Annotated in this window: 20 protein-coding genes; 5 read left to right on the top strand and 15 right to left on the bottom strand. The window is 43.0% G+C overall.

The window, feature by feature from the left end:
• Positions 1–70: 70 nt before the first annotated feature.
• Both ACPK8D_RS03095 and ACPK8D_RS03100 read right to left on the bottom strand, forming a co-directional pair.
• Positions 71–322, bottom strand: a complete 252-nt coding sequence (locus ACPK8D_RS03095; RefSeq protein WP_424716379.1) for a hypothetical protein — start codon at positions 320–322, stop codon at positions 71–73.
• Between the two features lie 113 nt (positions 323–435).
• Positions 436–2,586, bottom strand: a complete 2,151-nt coding sequence (locus ACPK8D_RS03100) for a TolB family protein (RefSeq protein ID WP_424716380.1) — start codon at positions 2,584–2,586, stop codon at positions 436–438.
• 607 nt (positions 2,587–3,193) lie between these two features.
• On the opposite strand from ACPK8D_RS03100, the gene ACPK8D_RS03105 reads away from it, so the two are divergent.
• A complete protein-coding gene (locus tag ACPK8D_RS03105; protein WP_424716381.1) occupies positions 3,194–3,631 on the top strand; it encodes an NUDIX hydrolase in 438 nt (145 codons plus the stop codon).
• Positions 3,632–3,666: 35 nt separating this feature from the next.
• Here the strand turns inward: ACPK8D_RS03105 and ACPK8D_RS03110 are convergent, their stop codons facing one another.
• From ACPK8D_RS03110 to ACPK8D_RS03160, 11 genes are all read right to left on the bottom strand, one after another.
• Entirely contained in the window at positions 3,667–4,356 is a 690-nt protein-coding gene (locus ACPK8D_RS03110; RefSeq protein WP_424716382.1) for a matrixin family metalloprotease, read from the bottom strand.
• Positions 4,357–4,704: 348 nt separating this feature from the next.
• Entirely contained in the window at positions 4,705–5,187 is a 483-nt protein-coding gene (locus ACPK8D_RS03115) for a carboxymuconolactone decarboxylase family protein (protein ID WP_424716383.1), read from the bottom strand.
• Positions 5,188–5,332: 145 nt separating this feature from the next.
• Positions 5,333–6,265 carry a methanogenesis marker 7 protein gene (locus ACPK8D_RS03120; RefSeq protein WP_424716384.1) on the bottom strand — a complete coding sequence of 311 codons (933 nt, stop codon included), beginning with the start codon at positions 6,263–6,265 and terminating at the stop codon, positions 5,333–5,335.
• 1 nt (position 6,266) lies between these two features.
• Positions 6,267–6,866, bottom strand: coding sequence for a methanogenesis marker 17 protein (locus ACPK8D_RS03125; RefSeq protein WP_424716385.1), 600 nt, complete (start codon positions 6,864–6,866; stop codon positions 6,267–6,269).
• A gap of 7 nt (positions 6,867–6,873) precedes the next feature.
• Entirely contained in the window at positions 6,874–8,121 is a 1,248-nt protein-coding gene (locus tag ACPK8D_RS03130; protein ID WP_424716386.1) for a methanogenesis marker 15 protein, read from the bottom strand.
• A complete protein-coding gene (locus ACPK8D_RS03135) occupies positions 8,118–8,621 on the bottom strand; it encodes a methanogenesis marker 5 protein (protein WP_424716387.1) in 504 nt (167 codons plus the stop codon). The genes ACPK8D_RS03130 and ACPK8D_RS03135 overlap by 4 nt, the downstream gene beginning before the upstream one ends.
• A gap of 5 nt (positions 8,622–8,626) precedes the next feature.
• Positions 8,627–9,070 (bottom strand): methanogenesis marker 6 protein, encoded by a 444-nt coding sequence (locus ACPK8D_RS03140; protein ID WP_424716388.1) that lies wholly within the window; start codon positions 9,068–9,070, stop codon positions 8,627–8,629.
• A 315-nt stretch (positions 9,071–9,385) separates the two neighbouring features.
• The gene (gene mmp3 / locus ACPK8D_RS03145) at positions 9,386–10,942 is read right to left on the bottom strand and encodes a methyl-coenzyme M reductase-associated protein Mmp3 (RefSeq protein WP_424716389.1); all 1,557 of its coding nucleotides are present in this window, start codon (positions 10,940–10,942) and stop codon (positions 9,386–9,388) included.
• A gap of 41 nt (positions 10,943–10,983) precedes the next feature.
• Positions 10,984–12,597 carry a methyl coenzyme M reductase system, component A2 gene (gene atwA, locus ACPK8D_RS03150; RefSeq protein WP_424716390.1) on the bottom strand — a complete coding sequence of 538 codons (1,614 nt, stop codon included), beginning with the start codon at positions 12,595–12,597 and terminating at the stop codon, positions 10,984–10,986.
• A gap of 360 nt (positions 12,598–12,957) precedes the next feature.
• Positions 12,958–13,758, bottom strand: a complete 801-nt coding sequence (locus ACPK8D_RS03155) for an HAD family hydrolase (protein ID WP_424716391.1) — start codon at positions 13,756–13,758, stop codon at positions 12,958–12,960.
• A gap of 95 nt (positions 13,759–13,853) precedes the next feature.
• Positions 13,854–14,747, bottom strand: coding sequence for a presenilin family intramembrane aspartyl protease PSH (locus tag ACPK8D_RS03160; RefSeq protein ID WP_424716392.1), 894 nt, complete (start codon positions 14,745–14,747; stop codon positions 13,854–13,856).
• 441 nt (positions 14,748–15,188) lie between these two features.
• On the opposite strand from ACPK8D_RS03160, the gene ACPK8D_RS03165 reads away from it, so the two are divergent.
• The 4 genes from ACPK8D_RS03165 (at position 15,189) to ACPK8D_RS03180 (ending at position 19,054) form a co-directional block, all read left to right on the top strand.
• Positions 15,189–15,512 (top strand): hypothetical protein, encoded by a 324-nt coding sequence (locus ACPK8D_RS03165; RefSeq protein WP_424716393.1) that lies wholly within the window; start codon positions 15,189–15,191, stop codon positions 15,510–15,512.
• Positions 15,513–16,021: 509 nt separating this feature from the next.
• Positions 16,022–16,324, top strand: a complete 303-nt coding sequence (locus ACPK8D_RS03170; RefSeq protein ID WP_424716394.1) for a hypothetical protein — start codon at positions 16,022–16,024, stop codon at positions 16,322–16,324.
• Between the two features lie 625 nt (positions 16,325–16,949).
• Positions 16,950–17,966 carry a flap endonuclease-1 gene (gene fen / locus ACPK8D_RS03175; RefSeq protein WP_424716395.1) on the top strand — a complete coding sequence of 339 codons (1,017 nt, stop codon included), beginning with the start codon at positions 16,950–16,952 and terminating at the stop codon, positions 17,964–17,966.
• Between the two features lie 149 nt (positions 17,967–18,115).
• Positions 18,116–19,054: a cation diffusion facilitator family transporter gene (locus ACPK8D_RS03180; protein WP_424716396.1), complete on the top strand. Its 939-nt coding sequence runs from the start codon at positions 18,116–18,118 to the stop codon at positions 19,052–19,054.
• 12 nt (positions 19,055–19,066) lie between these two features.
• Here ACPK8D_RS03180 and ACPK8D_RS03185 read toward each other — a convergent pair whose 3' ends face one another.
• Both ACPK8D_RS03185 and gpmI read right to left on the bottom strand, forming a co-directional pair.
• Positions 19,067–20,023, bottom strand: a complete 957-nt coding sequence (locus ACPK8D_RS03185; RefSeq protein ID WP_424716397.1) for a beta-ribofuranosylaminobenzene 5'-phosphate synthase — start codon at positions 20,021–20,023, stop codon at positions 19,067–19,069.
• A 231-nt stretch (positions 20,024–20,254) separates the two neighbouring features.
• Positions 20,255–21,823, bottom strand: a complete 1,569-nt coding sequence (gene gpmI / locus ACPK8D_RS03190) for a 2,3-bisphosphoglycerate-independent phosphoglycerate mutase (protein ID WP_424716398.1) — start codon at positions 21,821–21,823, stop codon at positions 20,255–20,257.
• Positions 21,824–21,896 lie beyond the last annotated feature (73 nt).

Genomic DNA, 21,896 nt, shown 5'->3' on the forward strand with positions numbered 1-21,896 from the left:
ATGATGGGTTATACAGAAGGTCACTGTTTTTCTTTATCACCTTCTTATGGCTAAAACTTAACTTTCGCCCTTAATTCGCCTCTATCTGGTCAATAATTTTCTTTGCTTCCCTTACCATGTAATCCGCTTCATCAGCCGAAATCTGCTTACATACCTTCATTTTCTCTGCAAGATGAATGAAAGATCTAAGCATGGAAACGGCTTTAGTGTTGTCACACTTTTCATAGTGGCACATTGAGGTATCCAGCAGGGTAGCCAGACCTGTTTTTGTCTTCACGTGGCATTTGTACGTACATTCCACATATCCCTTGAGAGCCTGCATCCTGTCAAGAGGAGTTAACTCAGAAGAACAGTTGTCTGGAACCTGGGATTCGTTGTCTGTACCATTGTCTGTTCCTGTATCGGATTCATTATCCGGAATCCCGGTGCCATTATCTATTCCTGTGTCATCTCCATTACAGGAGTTATTGTCAGGGACTTCAGTACCATTATCTCTCCGGTGTCATCTCCGTTAGCGGTGTTGTTGTCAGGAATCTGGGATTCGTTATCTGTATCCGTATCCGTTTCTGTATCATTGCCATCCGGAGGCGGCACTTCATCCGAAGCAAGAGTAAACATGTAGATATCGGGATTTCCATTACGACTATCTTCCCACACAATTCTGTTCCCGTAGATTGCAGGGCGAATTGCAGATCCGCTGGTGCTGATTGTAGTTTCAGTGTCAGTAGAGAGATTGTACATGTAAATATCTCCCCATCCCCATCCTCCTGTATCGAGCTTTTTATTCTCATGCCAGACAATTCTATCCCCGTAGATAGCAGAACCGCCTTCTTTTTCCCCTTTTATGGGTATTATAGTTTCCTTGAAAGTGGAAAGATCATATATCTGAATTTCTATTGTTCCATTACGCTCATCCGTCCACGTTATACTGTCTCCATAAATAGCGGACTCTCCCTGAAATGATTTATCGGTAGTGATCTGGATTTCCCTGGAAGTAGAAATATCGTACATATAAACATCGCAGTTTCTGTTATAATCGTCACCGTTGCGCCAATCATCCCATATTATTCTATTCCCGTAGATTTTAGGTGACTGCTGATTTGATCCATCGGTGGTGATTTGAGTTTCCTCGTGAGTTGAAAGATCATACATGTAAATATCGTTGTTTGGGTATCCGTTGCGCTGATCTAACCATACTATCCTATCTCCGTAGATAGCAGGGTCCCACTGATCTGATTTATTGGTAGTGATCTGAGTCTCTCTGGATGTGGAAGGCTCATACATATAGATGTCCCAGTTTCCATTACGGTCATCTGCCCATACCACTCTATCCCCATAGGTATTCGGATTCACCTGGCATGACTTATTAGCAGTTATTTGAGTTTCCGTAGAAGCTGGGATATTATACATGTAGATATCTCCGTTTTCGAAGTCATGCTGGTTTCCATTGCGCCAATCCCTCCAGACTATCCTGTCCCCATAGATAGCAGGACATTCCTGCTCTCCTTCATTAGTGGTAATCCGGGTTTCCGTACCCTGTGCCAGCTGTTCTTCTCCAACGGTAGTGATCTGGATCTCTTTTGAAGTTGAAAGGTCGTACATATAGATTTCCGACATATCATTGTAAGTCTCAGCATTCCGCTCATCTGTCCAGACTATTGTGTTTCCGTATATAGCAGGATTCATCTGATTTGATTTATTTGTAGTAATCTGAGTTTCCTTGGAAGTGGAGAGATTGTACATGAAAATATCATAGTTCCATTGACCAATGTCAATCATATTACGGTTATCTATCCACACTATCTTATCTTCATAGATATCCGGCGAAGATGAATAGTCAATATAGTCACTGATCACGTTTTCGGTAGAATTAGTGAGGTCATATACTTTGATTACATAATTAGTAGAAGTTGTCTCAGCTGAACAGACAATCTTATCTTTATAAATAGAAGGATCGCTGTCAAAATCGAGTGTCCAGCCAGGACCCTGTGAGACTCGGGTTTCCTCGGAAGTGGTGAGGTTATACATGTGGATCTTTGCTTCTTCAACCCAGATTATTTTGTCTTCGTAAATATCAGGTGAAGTCTGATCTGAGGAATTATGGGTTATCTGGGTCTCTGTAGAAGTGGAGAGATCGTACATATAGATATCCCAGTTTTCGTTACGGAAATCCTGCCAAACGATTTTATCACCATAAATAGCAGGATTGATTTGTATTGATTCATTCTTGGTGATTTGAGTTTCTTTCTGAGTGGAAATATCATACATGTAAATATTCCAGTTCCCAGAAAGACTCCACCAGTAACTTCTGTCTCCTCCATTACGGGAATCCTGCCAAACAATCCTGTTCCCGTAGATGTCAGGATTTTGCTGATCTGCTTCATTGTTTGTAATCTGAATCTTAGTGGAAGTGGAAATATTGTACATTTGAATATCCCAATTTCCATTACTATCATCCTGCCAGACTATCCGGTCTTCGTAGATAACTGAGTTACTTTCCGAACCTGCAGATGCGCTCCCTATGGTCATCAAAAATAGAACAAGAAACACTCCAAAACAAATTACCGTTCTGTTATTAATTTTCATCTAACTTACCCCTTAATCCAGAAAGGATTTTTACCCCTGGTTTGAATCTGTTCCAGAATCCGGTATATTCGTTTTACGCATTGAGTTCTAAATTTGCAGGAAGAGTTTCTTACAACTATCCAGGTGTACGAAACTTGCAGCCTCCACTCTAAAAGCCTTTTAGAACTGCAATCACAACCTTCAAACTTAGCCTTTTAATCTACTGCAGGCGCTGAATTCTGGAGCCTATTTATGACTGTGACATTCAAAAAAAAGGTCAAAAAAAGTCCCAGCTTTTTCACTGGTTCCAGGAAACCAGATTGAAAGAATGGATATTTACTTCTTTCCATTCTAAAAAAATATCAGTATTATAGAATATATATATTTTCCTATTTAAGTTAACATCGAATATTTTAGGCTAATAATTTAAAGCAATAAATAAAATTCGGAATTCCCATAGGTATTTTAAAAGAGATGAATATGTTCGTTTTATTAGTTTGAAAATAACCTCGGTATTCATTCCCTCTGAAATTTTTATTAGTTTTAAAATCAGTTCTAAAAAGAGATTATATCCTGAAAATCCTGAAAGAGCCAGCCTTTAAGACAGGGAAATCTCAAATATTATTATATGAATCTGGAGAAACCTTACATCGTTTCTGTATATGCCGTTCTCCGGAACGAGAAAAGTGAATTTCTGCTCCTCAGGCGGTCGGAAAACTCTCACAGCAATCCTGGAAAATGGGACTTTCCAGGTGGAAAGCTGACCCGTGGGGAACCCCTTGAAGAAGCCGTTGTGCGGGAGGTCTGGGAGGAAACCGGGATTTCAATTGTTCCTGGAGATATCGCAGGATATGCCACCTTTGAGCTTCCGGAAAAAAAGGTGATTGCCATAATATATGATGGAGGATATGTTATCGCCGATGTAAAGTTGAGCCATGAACATATGGAATATGTATGGAGCCCTCTTGATAGTATTCTGGAAATGAATGATCTCCCTGGTCATTTCAAAGAATTCTTTAAAAGGTTCGCTACAGAAAATAAAGAACCTCCAGAGTTACCTATTTAATCCGGATTTACTCTGAGGTTAATTCATACAAATTTTTACTTGAAGTACTCATCCTCAAGTATTTTCCTTTTTTTCCTGCTGTGCTGCCAGCTTACCCCAAGATACAGGAGAACCGCCAGAGCTGCAAAACCTGCCACGCGCAGTAAGGGCCCGTATTTGCTCAGGAGGAGAGGATTTATGTTGTCTCTCAGCTCGTACTCGGGATACATGATGTCTCGCCTGTCGCTGCTGTGCCCCAGGCCAAGGGCGTGCCCGAATTCATGTTTTGAAATAGAGAGCATTGTTGCATCCCCATACTGGCGCCAGGCTTTCCCCTTGTAGTTCCCTACCTCAAGCACTATATCCACCCTTACAAATCGCCCATCTGATACCCTGGGGCTTGCATAGCCAGCAACGCCTGAAGGAGCCCCTTCGACGTTCTCCAGATTTTCGACCCATTTCACTCTGATATCAGCCTCTTTCGAATCCACAAGCTCGAAAACAGGCGTGAATTCAAGGTCTCCGTTTCCTCCCTCCTCCCAGTATTCCATAGCCTTTTCGATTTGCGTATAATAGGTAGGGCTGTAATGTTCGGGCACGTTGCTGTCATCTATATATACAGTGATAGGGGAATGATCCCACGGATATTCCAGAATCTTTTCTGGATTCCCTTCGGACGTGGCCGAGACAGTGGGTAAAACAGAAACTATCAGTAACAGCACAAAGAACAGTCTAATTCCGTACATACTTTTTTTATTTATATAAATCTGCCTCCATAATAAATGTTATTTGACCTGGAATCCTGACGTAACAGTATCGATCTCCTGAATATATCCCGCATATATTCCACATGTTTCTCGAATATATTCTCATAAAATTCACTGCAAAAGCCTGGTTACGTTAACGGATAATTGTTGACGGATATTTATTGACGGATAAGTACTGACAGATAACTGTTAATGGAGATACTATCAGACAGTAACTTTGGTCAAGTTTAGTCAGGGAATTACTTTTACAAAATTAAAAAGGTCCTGATGAGTTGAATTTACAAAATCCACAAAACTCGAATTGACATATTTACTGGATCTCTCTATTTACTTAAGAGTTGCTCTGGAGATGTCACATATCTCACAGTTTGGATCCCTGCAGTTTTTTTCGTTTTCGTCCTCTACCTCACTTCCGTCACCCGGAAACTCGGATGCAAGTGCTCTTGTACTTTCGGCAAGCACGGCAGCATTGGAAATGGATGCTCCTATCATAATGGCATAGAATATTTTTTCTTTCTTTATCCCTCTTCTTTTTGCAATTCTGATGTGCATTTTCAGGCAATGCTCACAGCGAAGGGCAGAAGCTACACCTATAGAAATAAGTTCCACTGTTTCCGGGTCAAGGTTCTTGAATTCCCTCATTATGGAGTTATCATAAAGTGTTTTCGGAATGAAAATCTCAGGAAGATCCTTCATAAAGTTCATTATATAAGGAACTTCGCCATACTGATTCCGGACATCCTCAAGGAGTTCAGGAACAGCTCTCTCAGGGTCCTTTTTCAAAATTTCCACAATATCCTCAAGTTCCATACGAAACCACCAGCATAGATTAACGTGGAAAAAGGGTTCAGTCACCGTTTTCCGGGTCAGGCTCTACAGTTTAAAAGGATAAGTGAAAGGGCACGAATCCAGTAAAAATGTAAAGCTGACAACTCTTAACGCAACAGAATCCGGATCAAATTGCAAAACCAACGTCAGACTTAGATTTGATTTTTATCAATATATAATTTTTCATTTTTGATCTCGAAATATTTGCAAGCTCGGAAAGCGTAACTCCTTCATCAAACTCCAGTTTTTCAAGTTTTTCGTGAAACTCATCATAAGGCAGCTTGACCCTGAGCCCGTTAAGCTGGAGGGTAAGTGGGGCAGGTGAAAGTACTGTTCGGATTTCCGGAACCTGGTTTTCGATCTCCTTCATAACTCTGGCAGGAAGCACTGCGAGGGGGTCTTTTGCCTGCTGTTTACGAATATTGTCAGCAATTTTCCCAACCTCTTCATTGAGTTTATCAAGGGCGCTAACCTCCTCTGTTTTCCTTAATCTGTGGGAAGTTCTCCCGATATTCCCAACATACAGGTCTGCCCCGGGGACTTCCTCAGTTTTCAGGTCCGGCCCGCCTGTAACCACGATCGGTATCTCTATGCCTTCAAAGAGTTTTGGCTTTTTGTTTATAATGCAGTCGCTGAATGAACCGAATGTGAAAACCGCAATATCATGTTCATTAATCAGCTTTCTTTCATAATCCATAGATAGAGACACTCTACGCCCCATTCCTCTTGCAAGTCCTACCATGTTTGTGTTGGCCCCGGGGTGGCGGAGATACTCTGCTATATCACAGGCTGAATGCGGAAGGTGATGAGAGGCAAGGGTTGGAGAAACAACTGCGATCTCAACTCCGGTCAGGGGAGCTTCTATCAGAATCCCAAGCAGTTCGTCAGATTGCTGTTTTACTATCTGGATATCTTTTTCAGGAATAAGCATTATAAGGTTGACTTCAGTCCCTGTAACCACTTTCTGGATTATGTAACCTCCCAGGTCTTCCAGCAGCTCGATTAAAAGCCCATGCTTGTGGACACCGCCTGTATAAAGATAGGGTCGGAGTACAGCCATCTTACGTTTTCCCTCCTTTCATCAATTCTTCGAGCATTATCCCTGCTTCTTCGATCCATTCACGTTTTAACGCTTCCTCGGACGCTACGAAAATAAATTGGTTACCTTTATATAGGTGGTACCGAACCCTGAAACCCTCGGGAGTGACACGGATTGCGAAATCAACAAGGTTTTCGTGAAGTCTGTGCCTTGGGTCTGCGACCATCATATCTTTAAGAAAAATCGCTTCTTCCTCTGGCTTATCCGTACTTATGGCTACAGTCCAGCGGTCCGGCTGGCTGATATTCGCTTTCCCGTAACGTTCCCAGAGTTTTCCCAGTAACTCTGGAATATATTGCTCTTTCCTGATCGAAATTATTATCTCACCGGCAACCGGTTTTGCTTCCACGTCGGCAATATCAATCGTTGTAACCCTGGTGCCTACATCCCTCAGGATAATTGCCATCTGAAAGAGTGAATCTTCAGGTTTCAGTACTACCTTTATTCTCCCTATTGCCGGGGCAAGCTTGAGACTTGCAAGGTTGTCCTCGATAATTTTCCTGTAAAATTCCTGTTCCGAAGCGATTGCGGACTCAACAGCAAAAATCTCAAGCGAATCCATCTTTTCCTCACTCCTCCACAAAGCCTGAAGCAAGCAAAGCTGCTCCTACTGCTCCTATCAGGTGGGAGTTTTCGGGCACGAGGACATCGATCTTGAGAAGTTTTCCGAGGGCTTTTGGAACCCCTTCAATCAGGGAAGATCCGCCCACGAGAATCAGCGGTTCTTTTACATCCACTTCCTGCAACTGCTGCTCATAGATCTGCTCTACCACACTATAACAAGCCGCAGCCGCCACATCTTCAGGGGTAGCTCCTTTGGCAAGGGAATTTACAAGGGACTGGATCCCGAAAACTATACAATAGCTATTCATGGATACCTTTTCGTGCATCCCTTTGACTGCCAGGGCTCCGAGTTCGGTAATGTCCACACCAAGACGTTTTGAGATCATCTCAAAGAAGCGTCCTGAGGCGCCTGCACAGATCCCACCCATTGTAAACATTCCGGGAATTCCATCCTCAACCGAGATCGCCTTATTGTCCATACCGCCTATATCAATAACGGTTGCAGGGCCCTTCTGCCTGCCTGCGAGATAGACCGCTCCTTTTGAGTTGACGGTTATTTCTTCCTGGATAAGCTGAGCTTTTAAGTGGTTCCCGATAAGGAAGCGCCCGTATCCGGTCGTACCCAGAGCCTGAATCTCTTCCCTGGAGACCCCGGCTTCTTTCAGGGCAATAGAGTATGCCTCTTCAGCACTTTCAAGGACTTTCGTTGTGGGCACCCAGCCTTTGCCTATTATTTTATTGTCCCTCATTATCACGGCTTTTGTAGTTGTTGACCCTGAATCTATTCCCGCAGTTAGCCCCGTCTGAACCTCCCTTGTAAGGAGGTGCCTGCGTCTGACAATGGTAGTCAGGGCTTCCAGGCGAGTGAGAAGGGTACCTGCAGTGGTGCTTTCGGTAAATGAATAACTGATTACCGGGATTCTGGAGTGCTTATGGATGTACCTTCTGACTTCATTTCGTACAATAGCTCCTTCTGCACAGCGGAAGCAAGTGGTAATAAAAACTCCATCCACATTGGTCGTGCCTTCAACGACAGCCTTTGCTCTGGCCATCATAAGCCTGAGATCTCCGCTCGCAACCTCAAGCCCGAAATCTCTACCTATAGTATCTATGGACGCAACATCAATCTCAGGGAAAACAAATTTTGCATTTACTTTGGCTGCGGCCTCTTCAAATTCGGGCTGAACCCCGGAATACTCAGAGCCGCAGGATACCAGCGCAATTTTGACAAGTGCAGATTCTTCAGCGCTCATTTTTCGTCCTCCTTTTCTACCGATTCTCCCTCTTTCGCCTTTTCCTCTTCTTCAGGCTTTTCCTTAGGTAGTGATTCCAGAAATTCTGCGATTTTGTTTACGAAATCGTGGGCCTCTTCGTCAGACTCAGGATACTTTACCTCAAGTAAAGGGACACCTTTTGAGCGTATCAGATACTTCGTCAGCTCATTTGTGCGGTTACAACCCACACATCCAAAGTTCGTAGGTGGGTTTTCAACTATAATTGCAGCTTCGGTCTGTTCTATAAGGGGACCTATCAGCGCCATCCTCCCCCTTACTCCAGCCGGCACTTCAATTGCAGCGTATTTAAGACCTAATTTAGGGTCTTCGGGAGTAATATTTACAGGGGGGGAATCCAGGCTGATATTTGTAACTTTTTCTCGTATCTGGCTCATCATGGTAAGGGGTTTGTGCCCGAAACGTTCAACCAGGTCCGCCAGAATAAGACTATTTAGAGGGTAAATGAAAACCTTTGCCAAAAAACTCACCTCGCAAGCTCTTCTTCAATAATTTTTTCCAGGTCCGAAGTTTTAAGCCTGCATTTCGTTTTGCATTTTTCTTTTACATGTTCCTTTGTTTCCAGTTCGTCAAGTGCAGCCCCTATTGCAGGAAGCATCTTCACTTCTTCCCTCAAAAAATGGAACCCAGGCCGCGGACCTCCACCCCTGCTTGCACGGCAGCGCCTCTCATCTCCTGGAGGGAATCCCCTATCCTTTACGAAAATATGATTTTTATCCAGTTGCCTGATTCTGTCGACAACGATCTCGACATCATCTTTAGCTCCTGATACGATAAGTCCAAAACATGTCTCCTTTACCGTAACCGGGAACTCTGACTCGTAGATTTTCATAGCTGCATCTGAAGGCAGCACTTCATCCGAACTGATTACAATGTATTTCGTAATCTCTTCTTTTTTCGTTTCCGTCATCTTTCGTCTCTCCTTAGCCCCGGGAGACTTCACCTGCGATAAATCAATAAATCTGAATTCGTTCAAGTGTTTGAATCCATTAAAGCGGCTGTATCATAATGAGTTGACTTATATATCAGCCAGGTTTTAACCTGATACCGACAAGCCGATTTTTTGCTTGAGTTATTTATTAACTTTTGAGTTATTTATTAGGCTGGTACTTATTACGGCTACTTATTTATTACTGCACTCACGTATATTACTTCTTTTATATATTATCTTTATTATGTACGCCTCAGTACTTATCCAATTGTTTCACTACTTATATTTTTAAGTTTACTTGCGCACAATTTCAGTTACGTATATCGCATCTCCTTCTTTGATACCGAGGAGTTTTTCAGGATTTATTATCCGGCCGACAATATTAGTTGAGGAAAATCTTTCTCCGGTGGGGCCGAAAAGCTCATCATCTCCAATTCTTACTCCTATAGTCCCCATTCTCTTTGCCGCCTGATTTGTAATTCCTATTTCTCCTCCGAATACTGTATCCGTGGGTATGTTTTCCGGAAGGATTTCCTTATACTTGACGACTTCCTTTTCGGTTTTAAAAAGGTAGGTGTCGTCGTATATCATATAAACAGGCAGTTTTCCGACAGTTTTTATCTTAAGTTCAAGGGCATGCCGGAAGAAATCCACAGATTTGGGGGCTTTTTCAGGATAAAGTTCGATTTCAATTAGTTTTGCTCTGGATACTGCATACGCAGTCACTTTTGCTTCTCCAAGAATTTCCAGAGTTGTCGGCGGGTCCTGCCTGACAATTATTGCATCCTCTCCGGTGTACCCGTCCTTTACGAGTTCAACCCCTATGGAAGAAAGTACGGGCTCAACTTCATCAAAGCTATGCCCCAGAAGAACTAGCTGGGGAGGAAGGCTTTCAACCGAGAGTTTCTGCCCTTCTTCTGCGAGCTTGATCAGCTCGATGCCTTTTGTTACCTGCCCTACAACCGAATGCACAAGGCTCGAAGGCCGCTCCTCTCTTGAAATGTATGTTCTGCCCAGCCCATATCCGACTGTTCGGACAGAGATCGCCCCTTCTCTTTTCGGCTCAAAATTTTCGTAAGGAACAGTTTCTCCTTTCAGGCCATCGTCCGAAATAAATGAACTGGTAGTAACATCTACAGTAAGAGTTCCTTCACGGGTCAGGGCATAAAAATGTTCTGCCCCTCGGGGAGCATTTCTGGAAAGCTCTACCTCAAAATAAGTAAATATTCCGTTTCCATCTTCAAGCGGAATAGAAAGATCAGTTGTGCAGGTCTTTTCTAAGAGTTGCTCCCATTCTATAATTGGCTCAATACTGAGAATTGTATCCTCTCTTGAAAGCCTGAACAAAATTTTTCTTCCGGTCACAACTTCTGCAAAAATTCCGTCTTCAGGAGTCCCATACTCAGCAGTATGTCTTTTCAGTGAAAAGATAAGATGAGTGTTACGGGGATCAAACCCTCCTGCTCCAAACATCACCTCAAACGCTTCAAACCCCCTTGTCTCACGCGAAGGTTTAATTTCGGCTTCAAAGGGTCCAAAAGCCAGAGCTTCAGGGCTTGCCCAGTGAACAGGTTTCCCTTCGTACTCTTTAAAATGCTCAGCCCATAATTTTCCTGAAGGTGATTCAGGATCTTTTATTTCTATCCTGAATTCTCCTCTGGGAGTATTGATAGCGTATTCGGTGATTATTCCTGTCTTTTCCTCAGCGGTCTCTTTCAGAATTCCGATCGCTGTACCTTCCATGTAAGGGGCTCTGGAAACTTTAAGGGCATCTCCAAGGGTAGAGCCTGCAGGTAAGGTATATTTTTGCCCATTCACCTCTACGCTGATCTCATTACTCGTAATCGGCACCTCATTTTAGTATTTTTCAATACTAAGAGGTGGCAGCATATTTATATTTCTTCTGCAGCTTTGATCCTTTCTTCTTCAGTGAGCTGAGATAGGATATTCTTCGGCTGACCTATGTCTACAATCTTCCCGTCACGCATAAGTGCTACACGGTCACAGATTTCGTTTACGAAATCGATATCGTGAGAAACGACAACAAACGTTTCCCCGATCTCTTCTCTGGCTTTCAGGATGGAATTCGTCACCGATACCTTGGTAATCGGGTCCATAGTCCCTGTCGGTTCGTCCATAATGACGATTCTCGGTTCTTTGATCAGGACCTGTGCAAGTGCAATCCTATGCCGCTCCCCTTCACTCAGTTCATCAGTCATTTTGGGTAAAATAGCTTTTGCCTTGTTTTCCTCAAAGCCTGCAGCCTTGAGTGTGATTACGGCTTTCCTGACTCCCAGTTCGAAAGGCAGGTCAAGGCTGATAGACTCGGTAAGGTTATCGATTACGGAACTGTGAGTGTAGAGACCATATTCCTGGTGCAAAAATCCCATATACTTGGTTGCCCTTCCTTTATTTTCCACTCCCAGCTTTGTCATGTCAACCCATTCGTCTCCCACGCGAACTTCAACTTCCCCGGATGTGGGCGGTAAAATTCCCATAAGAATCTTTGAGGTTGTGGTTTTGCCTGCTCCGCTCACCCCGACTAGCCCGAAGATTTCTCCTTCATTTACATCAAAAGAGATATCATCTACAGCTCTTACCACGCCACGGTCAACCGAGATATAACGCTTTGAAAGGTTCCTTACCCTGATTATAGGTTCCCCAACCATTACATTTTTTTCCTGCTTTACCATGGACACACTTTGCATGAAAATCGCAGAAACCTCAAGCGGATCCCCTTCCTGGACGACTTCCCCATTTTCAAGCAGGATAGCCTTATCTGCCATCTGTTCAATAACTTCAGGCCAGTGAGAAGTCAGGATCATGCTCATATTATAGTTCTTCACTGCCCTGATCATAGCATCATGGACCAGCCTTGCAGTCATGGGGTCAAGGGTGCCTGTGGGCTCGTCGGCTAACAGGAGCAGGGGATTTCTTACAAGCTGCCTTGCAAGCACAACTCTCTGTTTTTCTCCGCCTGAAAGCTCCCTTGCAACGTGCATCATGCGGTGACTCAGGTTTACTTCTTCCAGCAGTTCGACCGCTTTTCTCATGGAGTCTTTTCCCGTATACCCAATCTCATTCAGGGAGTTTATGACGTTTACGAGAACTCTTTCATCTCCATAAAGGGCAAAGGTGCGCTGAAGCATGATAGCTATACGCTTGGCAGTATCTTTCCTTACCGGGTCGTAAAGGGAAAGTTTTACGAAATCCGCTTCGAAAGCTTCCAGCGTTTCTCCACATACCGGGCATCTCTGGCCTGTTTTACTGGGGCGCTCTATGTATCCGCATTTCGGGCAGCGGGCAAGATGATAAATTACTTCACCTGAAATGTTTTCAAAAGATTCTGTACCGCGCAGTACGTGCATCAGGATCGTTTTCCCGGACCCGCTTTTTCCCAGAACTCCAACGATTTCCCCTTCGTTAATGCTTAAGCTTACATTTTTCAGGGCTTTGTGACCGTCGAAATCTACGGTTAAGTTTTTGACTTCAATAAATACTGGCATGAATTTTCCTCCGCAATTATGAGCTGCAAAACTTTCTGGTGGCTCCTGCCTGCCTGGGCATATCGCTCAAGAGTGAAAAGCAATTACTACAAGTGAATAACACAGTGATATAAACAATGAATTTCACACATTTGGGCAACAAGTACATAAGAGTAAAGATTACATAAACATAACGCATTATTTTTTCACTGTTAACATTTAAAGTAATATTTAGAGTCAAATTCATCTGGCGAATTTGCTTAATCAGTATTGATCTTGTCCTGTTATATTGACTCTTTGTGTTATATTGATTCTTCTTATTATATTGACCCGTCGTGTTATATTAATTCGTTTTATATAATAATTTCTTTTATATACTAGTTACAGCGCTTTTACCACATCCACAACCTTTATTATATTGTCAATTATCACGTCTGCCGCTTCTCTGAGTTCCTCGGGTCTGTTGTCACCCTGCTGTGTTGTCATTATCCCCACGTCTGCTGCCCTGAACGCCAGTATGTCATTGATACCATCCCCTACCATGACTACTTTTTCATATTTCCTTTTTAGTTCAAGCACAATTTTTTCCTTCATCACAGCGTTTGAAAAGGCAAAGACTCTTTCCTGGGGGATGTTTACGAACTCAGCCAATTGCACGAGAGCGAATAAACTATCTCCGGAAGCTATATACATATCCACTTTCATGGCATGGAGAGCCTGGACCGCTTGTAGCGTGGTACTGAATACATGCCCGCCTGTGCTCAGTACATACGGCACGCTTCTGGCCTCAGAGTCAATTATCAGGCCTGCTGCAAGGTAAAAAACATTTGGACAGCGGGCAGCGACTGCTTCCAGAACATCATGTACATCACCCATGCTGGGGGCTGTTCTCCTTATAATTTCACATGCAATCTCCGGGGTAAAATTTCCTTTTGAACAGCTTATGCCTATTGAAACCCTGTACTCTCTTATAAACTCAAATAAAGGCATATCTTTTCTTGAGCGCAGGATTATATCACTTTCGGCATTCAGGACTACAAGCCCGCATCCATTCTTTTGCGCGACAATAGCAGTGCTCTCTATGTTTTCAAGGATATTCCCGGTGCTGGCTTCCTTCGCAACTCTGTACATATGCAGAAGGGTTCCGGCGCTGTCAAAGACCACTGCAATTCTTTTGGACATATCAAGTGATTACGCTATAAAATAAAAAAATCTTTGCGAAAATCCGAAAATACAATAGATTTCATAAAAATAAAATGTGTGAAGAAAAGCTAACTTCACATTATTGAGGCCCCTGAGAGCAGGAAACCAGCAAAGAATCCCAGGATCACTCCGGAATTCAAAAAGGGAAGCCCTGCCTGCGGTTTTCCTTTCATTACAAGGACCGAAAGTACCGCATGCCCTGCAAGGGTGCCTATTATGGCCCCGAGGACTGGATATGAGATCCCATTGCTTTCCATGAAGACATTTGCTGAGACTACCAGCAGGGTAGGCATAACCGCATCTCCGAGACCCATGAAAAAAGCTTCGCGCTGTTCTCCCGGTTTAAAACTTTCCTGCAAGAAGGAGTAATTCGAGTGTTTCGGAATTACGAACAGGATCGGAAGCTTCAGATCCATTATTCCCTCGGCCATAGCAATCATATGCTTTGTTTTGTATACCGAGATAGCATCGTAGATTGCGAGTAGCAGCAGGAGTATTATTACGGGGATAACCGAAAGGGAAATTCCTATCAGGGCACTGACCCCGGCTGCAATACAAACGCCCACAATATCAACTACGTACCATTCGGGATATTTATAGAGCAGTACCGTTATTCCTGTGGATAGTACAGTTGAGGCAATGATTTCAAATCCTGAAAGAAATGGAATGAGGGTAAACAGGGCGAAAAATACGTAATAGAGAGTGCTTATTATGGCCAGGTAGATAGAGATGCTGATTACCCATTTCATATTTTTCTTCAGTGCCATCAGGACAAACAGGGTAAAAACCAGGATCAGTACAAGATAATATATGGAATTGGACACCTGGGTCGGGTCTTCAAAAGCCTGCATTTCATTAACTTCCATGGGCGTGGACAAAAAAAGTGCAAGAACCTGCACTATCAGGATTAATCCTCCCATGGAGAGAATAGGTAAATAATCTTTAATGGATTGTTCGCTGGAACTCAAGTGCTAAACTCCTTAATTCTTAACAGTATGCCTTTTCTATTCCTTTATATATTTACTGTATTTTTATCTCCGATTCTTCTGAACTGTTTATATAATAACTCTGCCTGAAAAATATTATTTCTTTTCACATATTTTTTCGACGCAGGAAATTTCTCAGCGATATATGTCGGAAGCATTTCGCTGAGATTCTGGCTCCTTTTTCACATGAATGATATAAAAGCTAACGGGATAGAACCATACATAAATAGTTTGTGAAAAAAATTATATATTATATCTGTTTAAAAAATAAACAGAAATAGAAAATAGTAAAAAGTAGAAAATAGTAAAAATAGAAAAGCAGTAAATACTTTAACGGAAGTATCTCCGCTTGAGTTTGAAACATGCTATCACAGAAAGCTTGTATAATGCGGAAAAATCTTACAGGTATGTTAGAGGTATACGATGGAGACTAGAGATACAGTATTTCTTGTTGTGATGGTTCTGTCATCCTTTCTTCTATCCTTTGAGTGGCTTAGAAGATTTGCATACAAACCCACAAACCCCCTGATTATTCTCTCGGTTATGGTTCTGGTCGGAACGCTGGCTATTATGCTCATCTCTATTAACAACAGGCTTCAGGAGCTCGAAGATAAAATGGAAGCGAAGGACCGCACCCTCAAGGTCAACATGGAGAGTACGGGAATAAAGATCGAAGAAAGGATGAATGAGCTCTCAAGCAAAGTTGATAATGCGGTTTACGAATTCAACCGCAGGAAGTACCACTAAACTCTACTTATAATTCTATTTTTTATTAAAGACTAAATTTTCATTTTCTATCTTTAAAAAAAGCTATGGTTTGAATATTCAAATTTTGCTAACAATTAAACATAATTTTTGATTTAGGAGTATTTAATAGTTTAGCTGTATGCCCTTTATAGTGCACGAATTTTCTCCATGCACAGAATTAATTAAAATGAAAAGTAGTTCGACGATTTTTTAAACAGATCTTCGGGTCTAATTCGGTTTTGAATATAAATTTATTACTATTTATCTTCACCTTACTCGTAATATCTTCTAATACTTCCAATTTAATTCATGCCCCCTAAAGGCATTTCGGGTGCAGGCTCAGTGATTTAGTAAAGTATATATATTGGTTCTTCTGTAGTAAAGAGGAATATCTTAAATTCCAACAATTATAAAAATAATTAGTCAGTTATTACGTATCGCAAGTTATTATTACTCAGAGTTAGTATTATTTGATTACTTGTGTAAGCAGGTAAAGAAGGAAAGCTAATATGCACCTTAATCTGGAACCGATTGGCATTATCAAGAAGGTTGCAAATAAGTCGGAAATTTTGATTTATTCTGATTTTGAACAGGTCATACGAAATATTGTGTCCAAAATAGGAGAAGGGGCCGAGAAGGGACAGAAACTCCTGGTCATTCATAAAAATAACAGCAAAAAACAGGTAGATGGCCACCAGGTTCAGGTCACGAAAGCGACCTTGCTGGAGAGAAAAGGCAATTTGCTGACAATATCTAAAATAGAAGCAAATGAAGATTCAGTAATCGATGTCCGACTTGACCTTACCGCCTGATTTCTGAAGTCTCTATAGAGACTTATAAAGCTTATTAAATCTCGTCCCTTTTCTCTTCCTTACTGGATAGATTTGATTGGCCGCCAGGAAGGGCTAATCTGATATAAACTTCATAAATGGGATTCAGGCTTTACGAATCTAAACTAAAACTCGTTATTGGATTGAACCCCGTTAATTCGTTAATTAGGTTTAGACCCGTTAATGGGTTTAGACTTCATTAATTGGGTTGAGACTCAATTAATTAGACTGAAATCCATGTACATGATTACATTGCTTTACTTTTTCTTTTTCCCCTGAGCGGCAATAGTTTTTCAATAGCTCTATCTTTCAACAGGGCGTTTGAGGATAACTGCGAATGCGCGGTAAGTATAAAACTTCAGTGCCTATAAAGCGTATTGATCAATAAATAACAGGATTGCGGTAAAGCATCCTGAACAGGAGTTGCAGTAAAGTATCGTGAATATTGAATCATGGTAAAGTACTCTGGATATTAACCTGCGGTAAGAAATCTTTGATGTCGACTTTCTACGAAACGTTGAAAAACTAAAAAGTAAGAACAGAGCAAGAAAGAAGGTAAAGGAAGCTCTGAAGCTTTCAGGAAAATTTCAGATACTCGAGGGAAAATATGGGAACAGATATAGGCGACCTGCTTCAGAAAAGAAAAGTTGAGCTTTCGGATCTTACAAACCAGGTGGTTGCAATTGATGCATTTAACACGCTTCACCAGTTTTTAAGCATTATTCGCCAGCGGGATGGAAGTCCTCTGGTCGATTCCGCAGGGAGAGTGACCTCCCACCTCTCAGGCCTGCTCTACCGGACAGCGAGCCTTGTTGAAGCCGGTATCAAACCTCTTTTTGTTTTTGACGGCAAGCCTCCGGATCTGAAGTCCGAAACTCTGAATAAAAGGAAAGAAATAAGGGAATCTTCACGGGAAAAATGGGAGAATGCAAAGGCTGTAGGGGATCTCGAATCGGCTTATAAGTATGCCCAGGCTTCTTCAAAGGTAAATCAGGAAATCGTTGAAGATTCCAAGTATCTCCTTGACGTTATGGGAATTCCCTTTGTTCAGGCTCCGTGTGAAGGGGAAGCACAGGCTGCATATCTGGTTCTCAAAAAAGATGCCAGCTGCGTTGCTTCGCAGGATTATGATTCATTCCTTTTCGGAGCTCCGGTCGTTGTCCGGAACCTGGCTGTAACAGGAAAACGCAAGCTTCCGGGAAAGAATATTTACGTTGACGTCGAACCCGAAATAATCGAGCTGGACGGGACTCTCGAAGCCCTGGAAATTACCAGGGAGCAGCTTATAGATATCGCCATCTGTGTAGGGACGGATTACAATAAAGGACTGGAAAAAGTAGGTCCTAAAACAGCCCTCAAACTTATTAAAAAACATGGGGATATTTATGCCGTGCTCCGCGAAAAGGGAGTAGAAATCGAAGCTGTGGACAGAATCCGAAAAATCTTTCTCCAGCCTGAAGTGACGGACAATTATGAAATAAAATGGGGCAAACCTGACTCCGAAAAACTCCTCGAATTCCTTTGTGAAAATCACGACTTCTCGGTTGACAGGGTGGAAAAAGCTGCAGAACGCCTTAAATCAGCCTCAGGAGCCAGACAGAAAACCCTTGATCAGTGGTTTTAAGGAATTTTCCGTTCAAAAACATTTTTACCTCAGATTCTTTCTTTATACTAGCTTACTGCAAAATCTTCAGTCAAGGAGGTCCGAGGCTGACAAAAGCAGGCCCGAATTCTTCTCATAAAGAGCACTCACAAGCCCATACTCATGGAGTTGTGGACCCTGAACTTCTTTCCACATCCAGGGGACTTTATGCAGTTAAATGGTCCTTTGCCGGGCTGATGGCCACAGCTCTTTTTCAAATCCTTATTGTCTGGGTTTCGGGAAGTGTAGCCCTTCTAGCTGATACAATCCACAATTTCGGGGATGCCGCAACCGCAGTACCTCTGGGTCTCGCCTTTTTTCTTTCCCGGAAAAAACCGAATAAGCGTTTTACTTACGGCTACGGCAGAGCAGAGGATATTGCAGGTCTGATTATCGTCTTTTTAATCCTTTTCAGTGCAGCTGTCGCGGCCTATGAATCCATTTCCAGATTTTTCTTCCCGCAGCCCGTGGAGTTTCTTGGAGGGGTAATTGCAGCTTCGATTGTCGGATTTCTGGGAAATGAGCTGGTTGCTAAATTCAGGATTAAAATAGGAACGGAAATTGGGAGTGCAGCGCTTGTGGCTGACGGTTACCATGCGCGAGCAGACGGTTTTACGAGCCTTGCCGTGCTTTTCGGGGCACTTGGGATCCTGCTGGGTTATCCCCTCGCGGACCCTCTTGTAGGACTTCTCATTACAATTGCAATTCTCAGGATCGTCTGGGATGCGGGCAAATCCGTATTTTCCCGTATGCTTGATGGTGTTGAACCGGATATTGTTGACGAAATTCACCAGGTAGTCAATAAAATAGAAGGGGTAAGAGATGTAACCGAAGTAAGGGTTCGCTGGCTAGGGCACAGGCTGTATGCGGAAGTAAATATCGCGGTAGACCCATTGCTTTCGGTTGAAGAAGGGCATGCAATTGCCGTAGAGGTACGGCATGGAATGATGCACAGCCTGGGATATCTCTCAAACGTGGTCGTACATGTGGACCCGCTCGGATTTGCCGGCGAATCATTTCACAGGCTGCCTGAGCATGAGCATGACAGTCTCCCTTCTCACTCTCACTGAACCTGTAAGGTTTTAAACTCTTGATATTTCTGCGCCGCGGTTTTTTGCCCTGGTAAGCATGACAATCCCGCCAACGGATTCATCAAGCATTTTTTGGACCTCTGCCTGAAGCTGCCTGCCTTCCGATTTGTTATCTACAAAGGAATATACTACAGGCCCAAAGGAACTTACTCCGGCCCCATAACTCTGGCTGCGCATGAAAGAGGCGATATTTTTCACAAACTCAGGCCAGATAAGGCTCTCCCTTTTATTGAAGCCTACAGTCTGGACATGATTTACTGCGGCTCCGAAGCTCTCGATATCTTCCTCTATTACAGCAGGCATCATTTGCATGAGCACGACATGGCAAATCTCCCTGACTTCCTCTATAGGAAGAGGGCAGAATTTCTTGAAGGTATCAATCTCCTCCTGGTCATGCATTCCCTTTTCATTGGGAATCGCTACCACCATGTCCCAATCAGGAAAATCCTCTCTGAAGAGCACTGGCCCTGGGGGCACTCGGCTGGCAGCCGATGGCATAAAACCACCTTTATCTTTGAATTTGTGCCCTCCGTCGACTATAAATCCACCTTTCTCAAAAGCAGTTACTCCTATACCCGAAGTTCCTCCTCTTTTTACTGCAAGTGCAAGTTCTCTAACGCTCTTCCCAAGCCCATACAGTTCATTCACAGCTGCTGCCGCGGCCAGGGAAGATTGAGTCCCTGATCCGAAACCTACGTGGGCTGGGTACAATTCCTGTACGTTGATCCTGATCCCTTTTCCTTCAGGGATCAGGGCTTCTGCAGCTCTTTTCATTCTATCGGCAAAACCCTGAAGGCCCTCGATCCTGACTTCATCGGCTTCTTCAGCCGTAATCCTTATATTGGGAGAGGAAAGGGTCAGTCCTGCTCCTCCATCTACTCTTCCGATCTCTGCATTCATATCAATAAGAGTCATATGAATTCGACAAGGAGTGGTTATTTTGATCATTCCTGTTAAACTCCGAAACTGGGCTTAAAGCTTTATAACTTCCTAAGTATCTGCGCTCCTTTATTGTAGCTGCTGATATTTAATCTTTTAAAAATTATCTTTCATTAAGCCTTAATTTAATGATCAGAATATAAGAATAAAAAAAGAAATAAAACAGTAGGGGAGCAGGAATTGAAGAGAAATTAAAATTTTTGAAAATTTAGATTAGTTTTTCTCACTTAATTCCTTTTTCTACACTTTTTCTCTGCTTAATTCCTCTCTTAAGATAAGGGATTCCCCTTTCATATCTTCAGGTTTTCGAATCTTGAGAAGTTCCAGAAGAGTTGGTGCAAGATCGCACAGTTTTCCATCCCTAAGAGCTTTTACCTCATCGTTTCCTGCGTAAATGCATTTTACCACATTTGAGGTATGTGCGGTATGCGCTTCTCCTGTTGTCGGGTTTTCCATCTGTTCGGCGTTCCCGTGGTCTGCAGTTATAAGTGCAACACCTCCTGTCTCTTTAAGAGCTGCTGCAATTCTGCCCATACAGCTATCCACGGCTTCTACTGCCTTTACTGCGGCCTCAAAAATTCCAGTGTGCCCTACCATATCCATGTTTGCGAAATTAAGGATGATCACATCGTACTTTCCTGACCGAATTCTCCTTGTCACTTCATCCGTAACCTCATATGCACTCATTTCGGGTTTGAGGTCATAGGTAGCGATCTTCGGTGACGGGATGAGGCAACGGTCTTCTCCTTCATAGCATTTCTCCTGTCCTCCGTTCAGGAAAAAAGTCACATGGGCGTACTTTTCAGTTTCGGCAATCCGAAGCTGGATTAGTCCATGCTTGCTCAGGATTTCACCAAGTACGTTTTCCAGTTTTTCAGGAGGGAAAGCTATAGGCAAATCAAGGGTTTCATCGTACTGCGCCATACAGACATAGTGAACCTTCGGGCGCTTTTCCCTGGGGAAACCTTCAAAATTTTCATTCACAAAGGCCCAGGTAAGCTGCCGTGCCCTATCAGGCCTGAAATTGAAGAAGATTACAGAATCGTTATCCTGTATAACTGCCTTTGGCTTTCCTTCTGAATCTGTGATTACAGTTGGTTTCACAAATTCGTCAGTTTCTCCCCTGCTGTAGGCTTCAGAAACCGCAGTCTCTGCATCAGGAGCTTCGTAAGGCGCAACTCCTATAGTCAGGGCATCATAGGCAAGTTTTGTCCTATCCCAGCGCTGATCTCTGTCCATTGCATAGTAACGCCCTGATACGGTTGCGATTTTAGCACTCTCGTTTTCCTTGCAAAAAGCATCAAGCTCCTTTATATCTTTGAGAGCGGCCCTGGGAGGAACGTCTCTGCCGTCCAGAAAAGCATGTATATAAACTTTTTTCAACCCTTTTTCATGTGCAAGTTTTATAAGAGCATAAATATGCGTCATATAACTGTGAACGCCTCCGTAAGAGACAAGCCCCATGAGATGCAGGCTTGAATCACTGGCTCTGGCGTTTAAAATTGCATCCCGAAAAGCCGGATTTTCGAAGAAATCTCCGTTCCTGATGGAGAGATTTATTCGGGTAAGGTCCTGGTACACAACTCGCCCTGCTCCTATATTCAGGTGCCCTACTTCAGAGTTTCCCATCTGGCCTTCCGGAAGGCCTACGGCCTCCCCTGAGGCTTCTAAGAAACACCAGGGATATTGTTCTATCAGGCGGTCAAGGTTCGGGGTTCGGGCTGCCAGGATAGCGTTTCCTTCGCTGGCTTCCCTATAGCCCCAGCCATCGAGAATAATGAGCATAAGAGGTCTTCTTGCCTGAATCATATGAAGCAAGTTCCGCATATGTTCATAAATAGCTTATTATGAAAACTCTCAACAGCCTTTATGAAATTTTATA

This window comes from Methanosarcina sp. (genome assembly GCF_049706645.1).
Lineage (GTDB): Archaea > Halobacteriota > Methanosarcinia > Methanosarcinales > Methanosarcinaceae > Methanosarcina.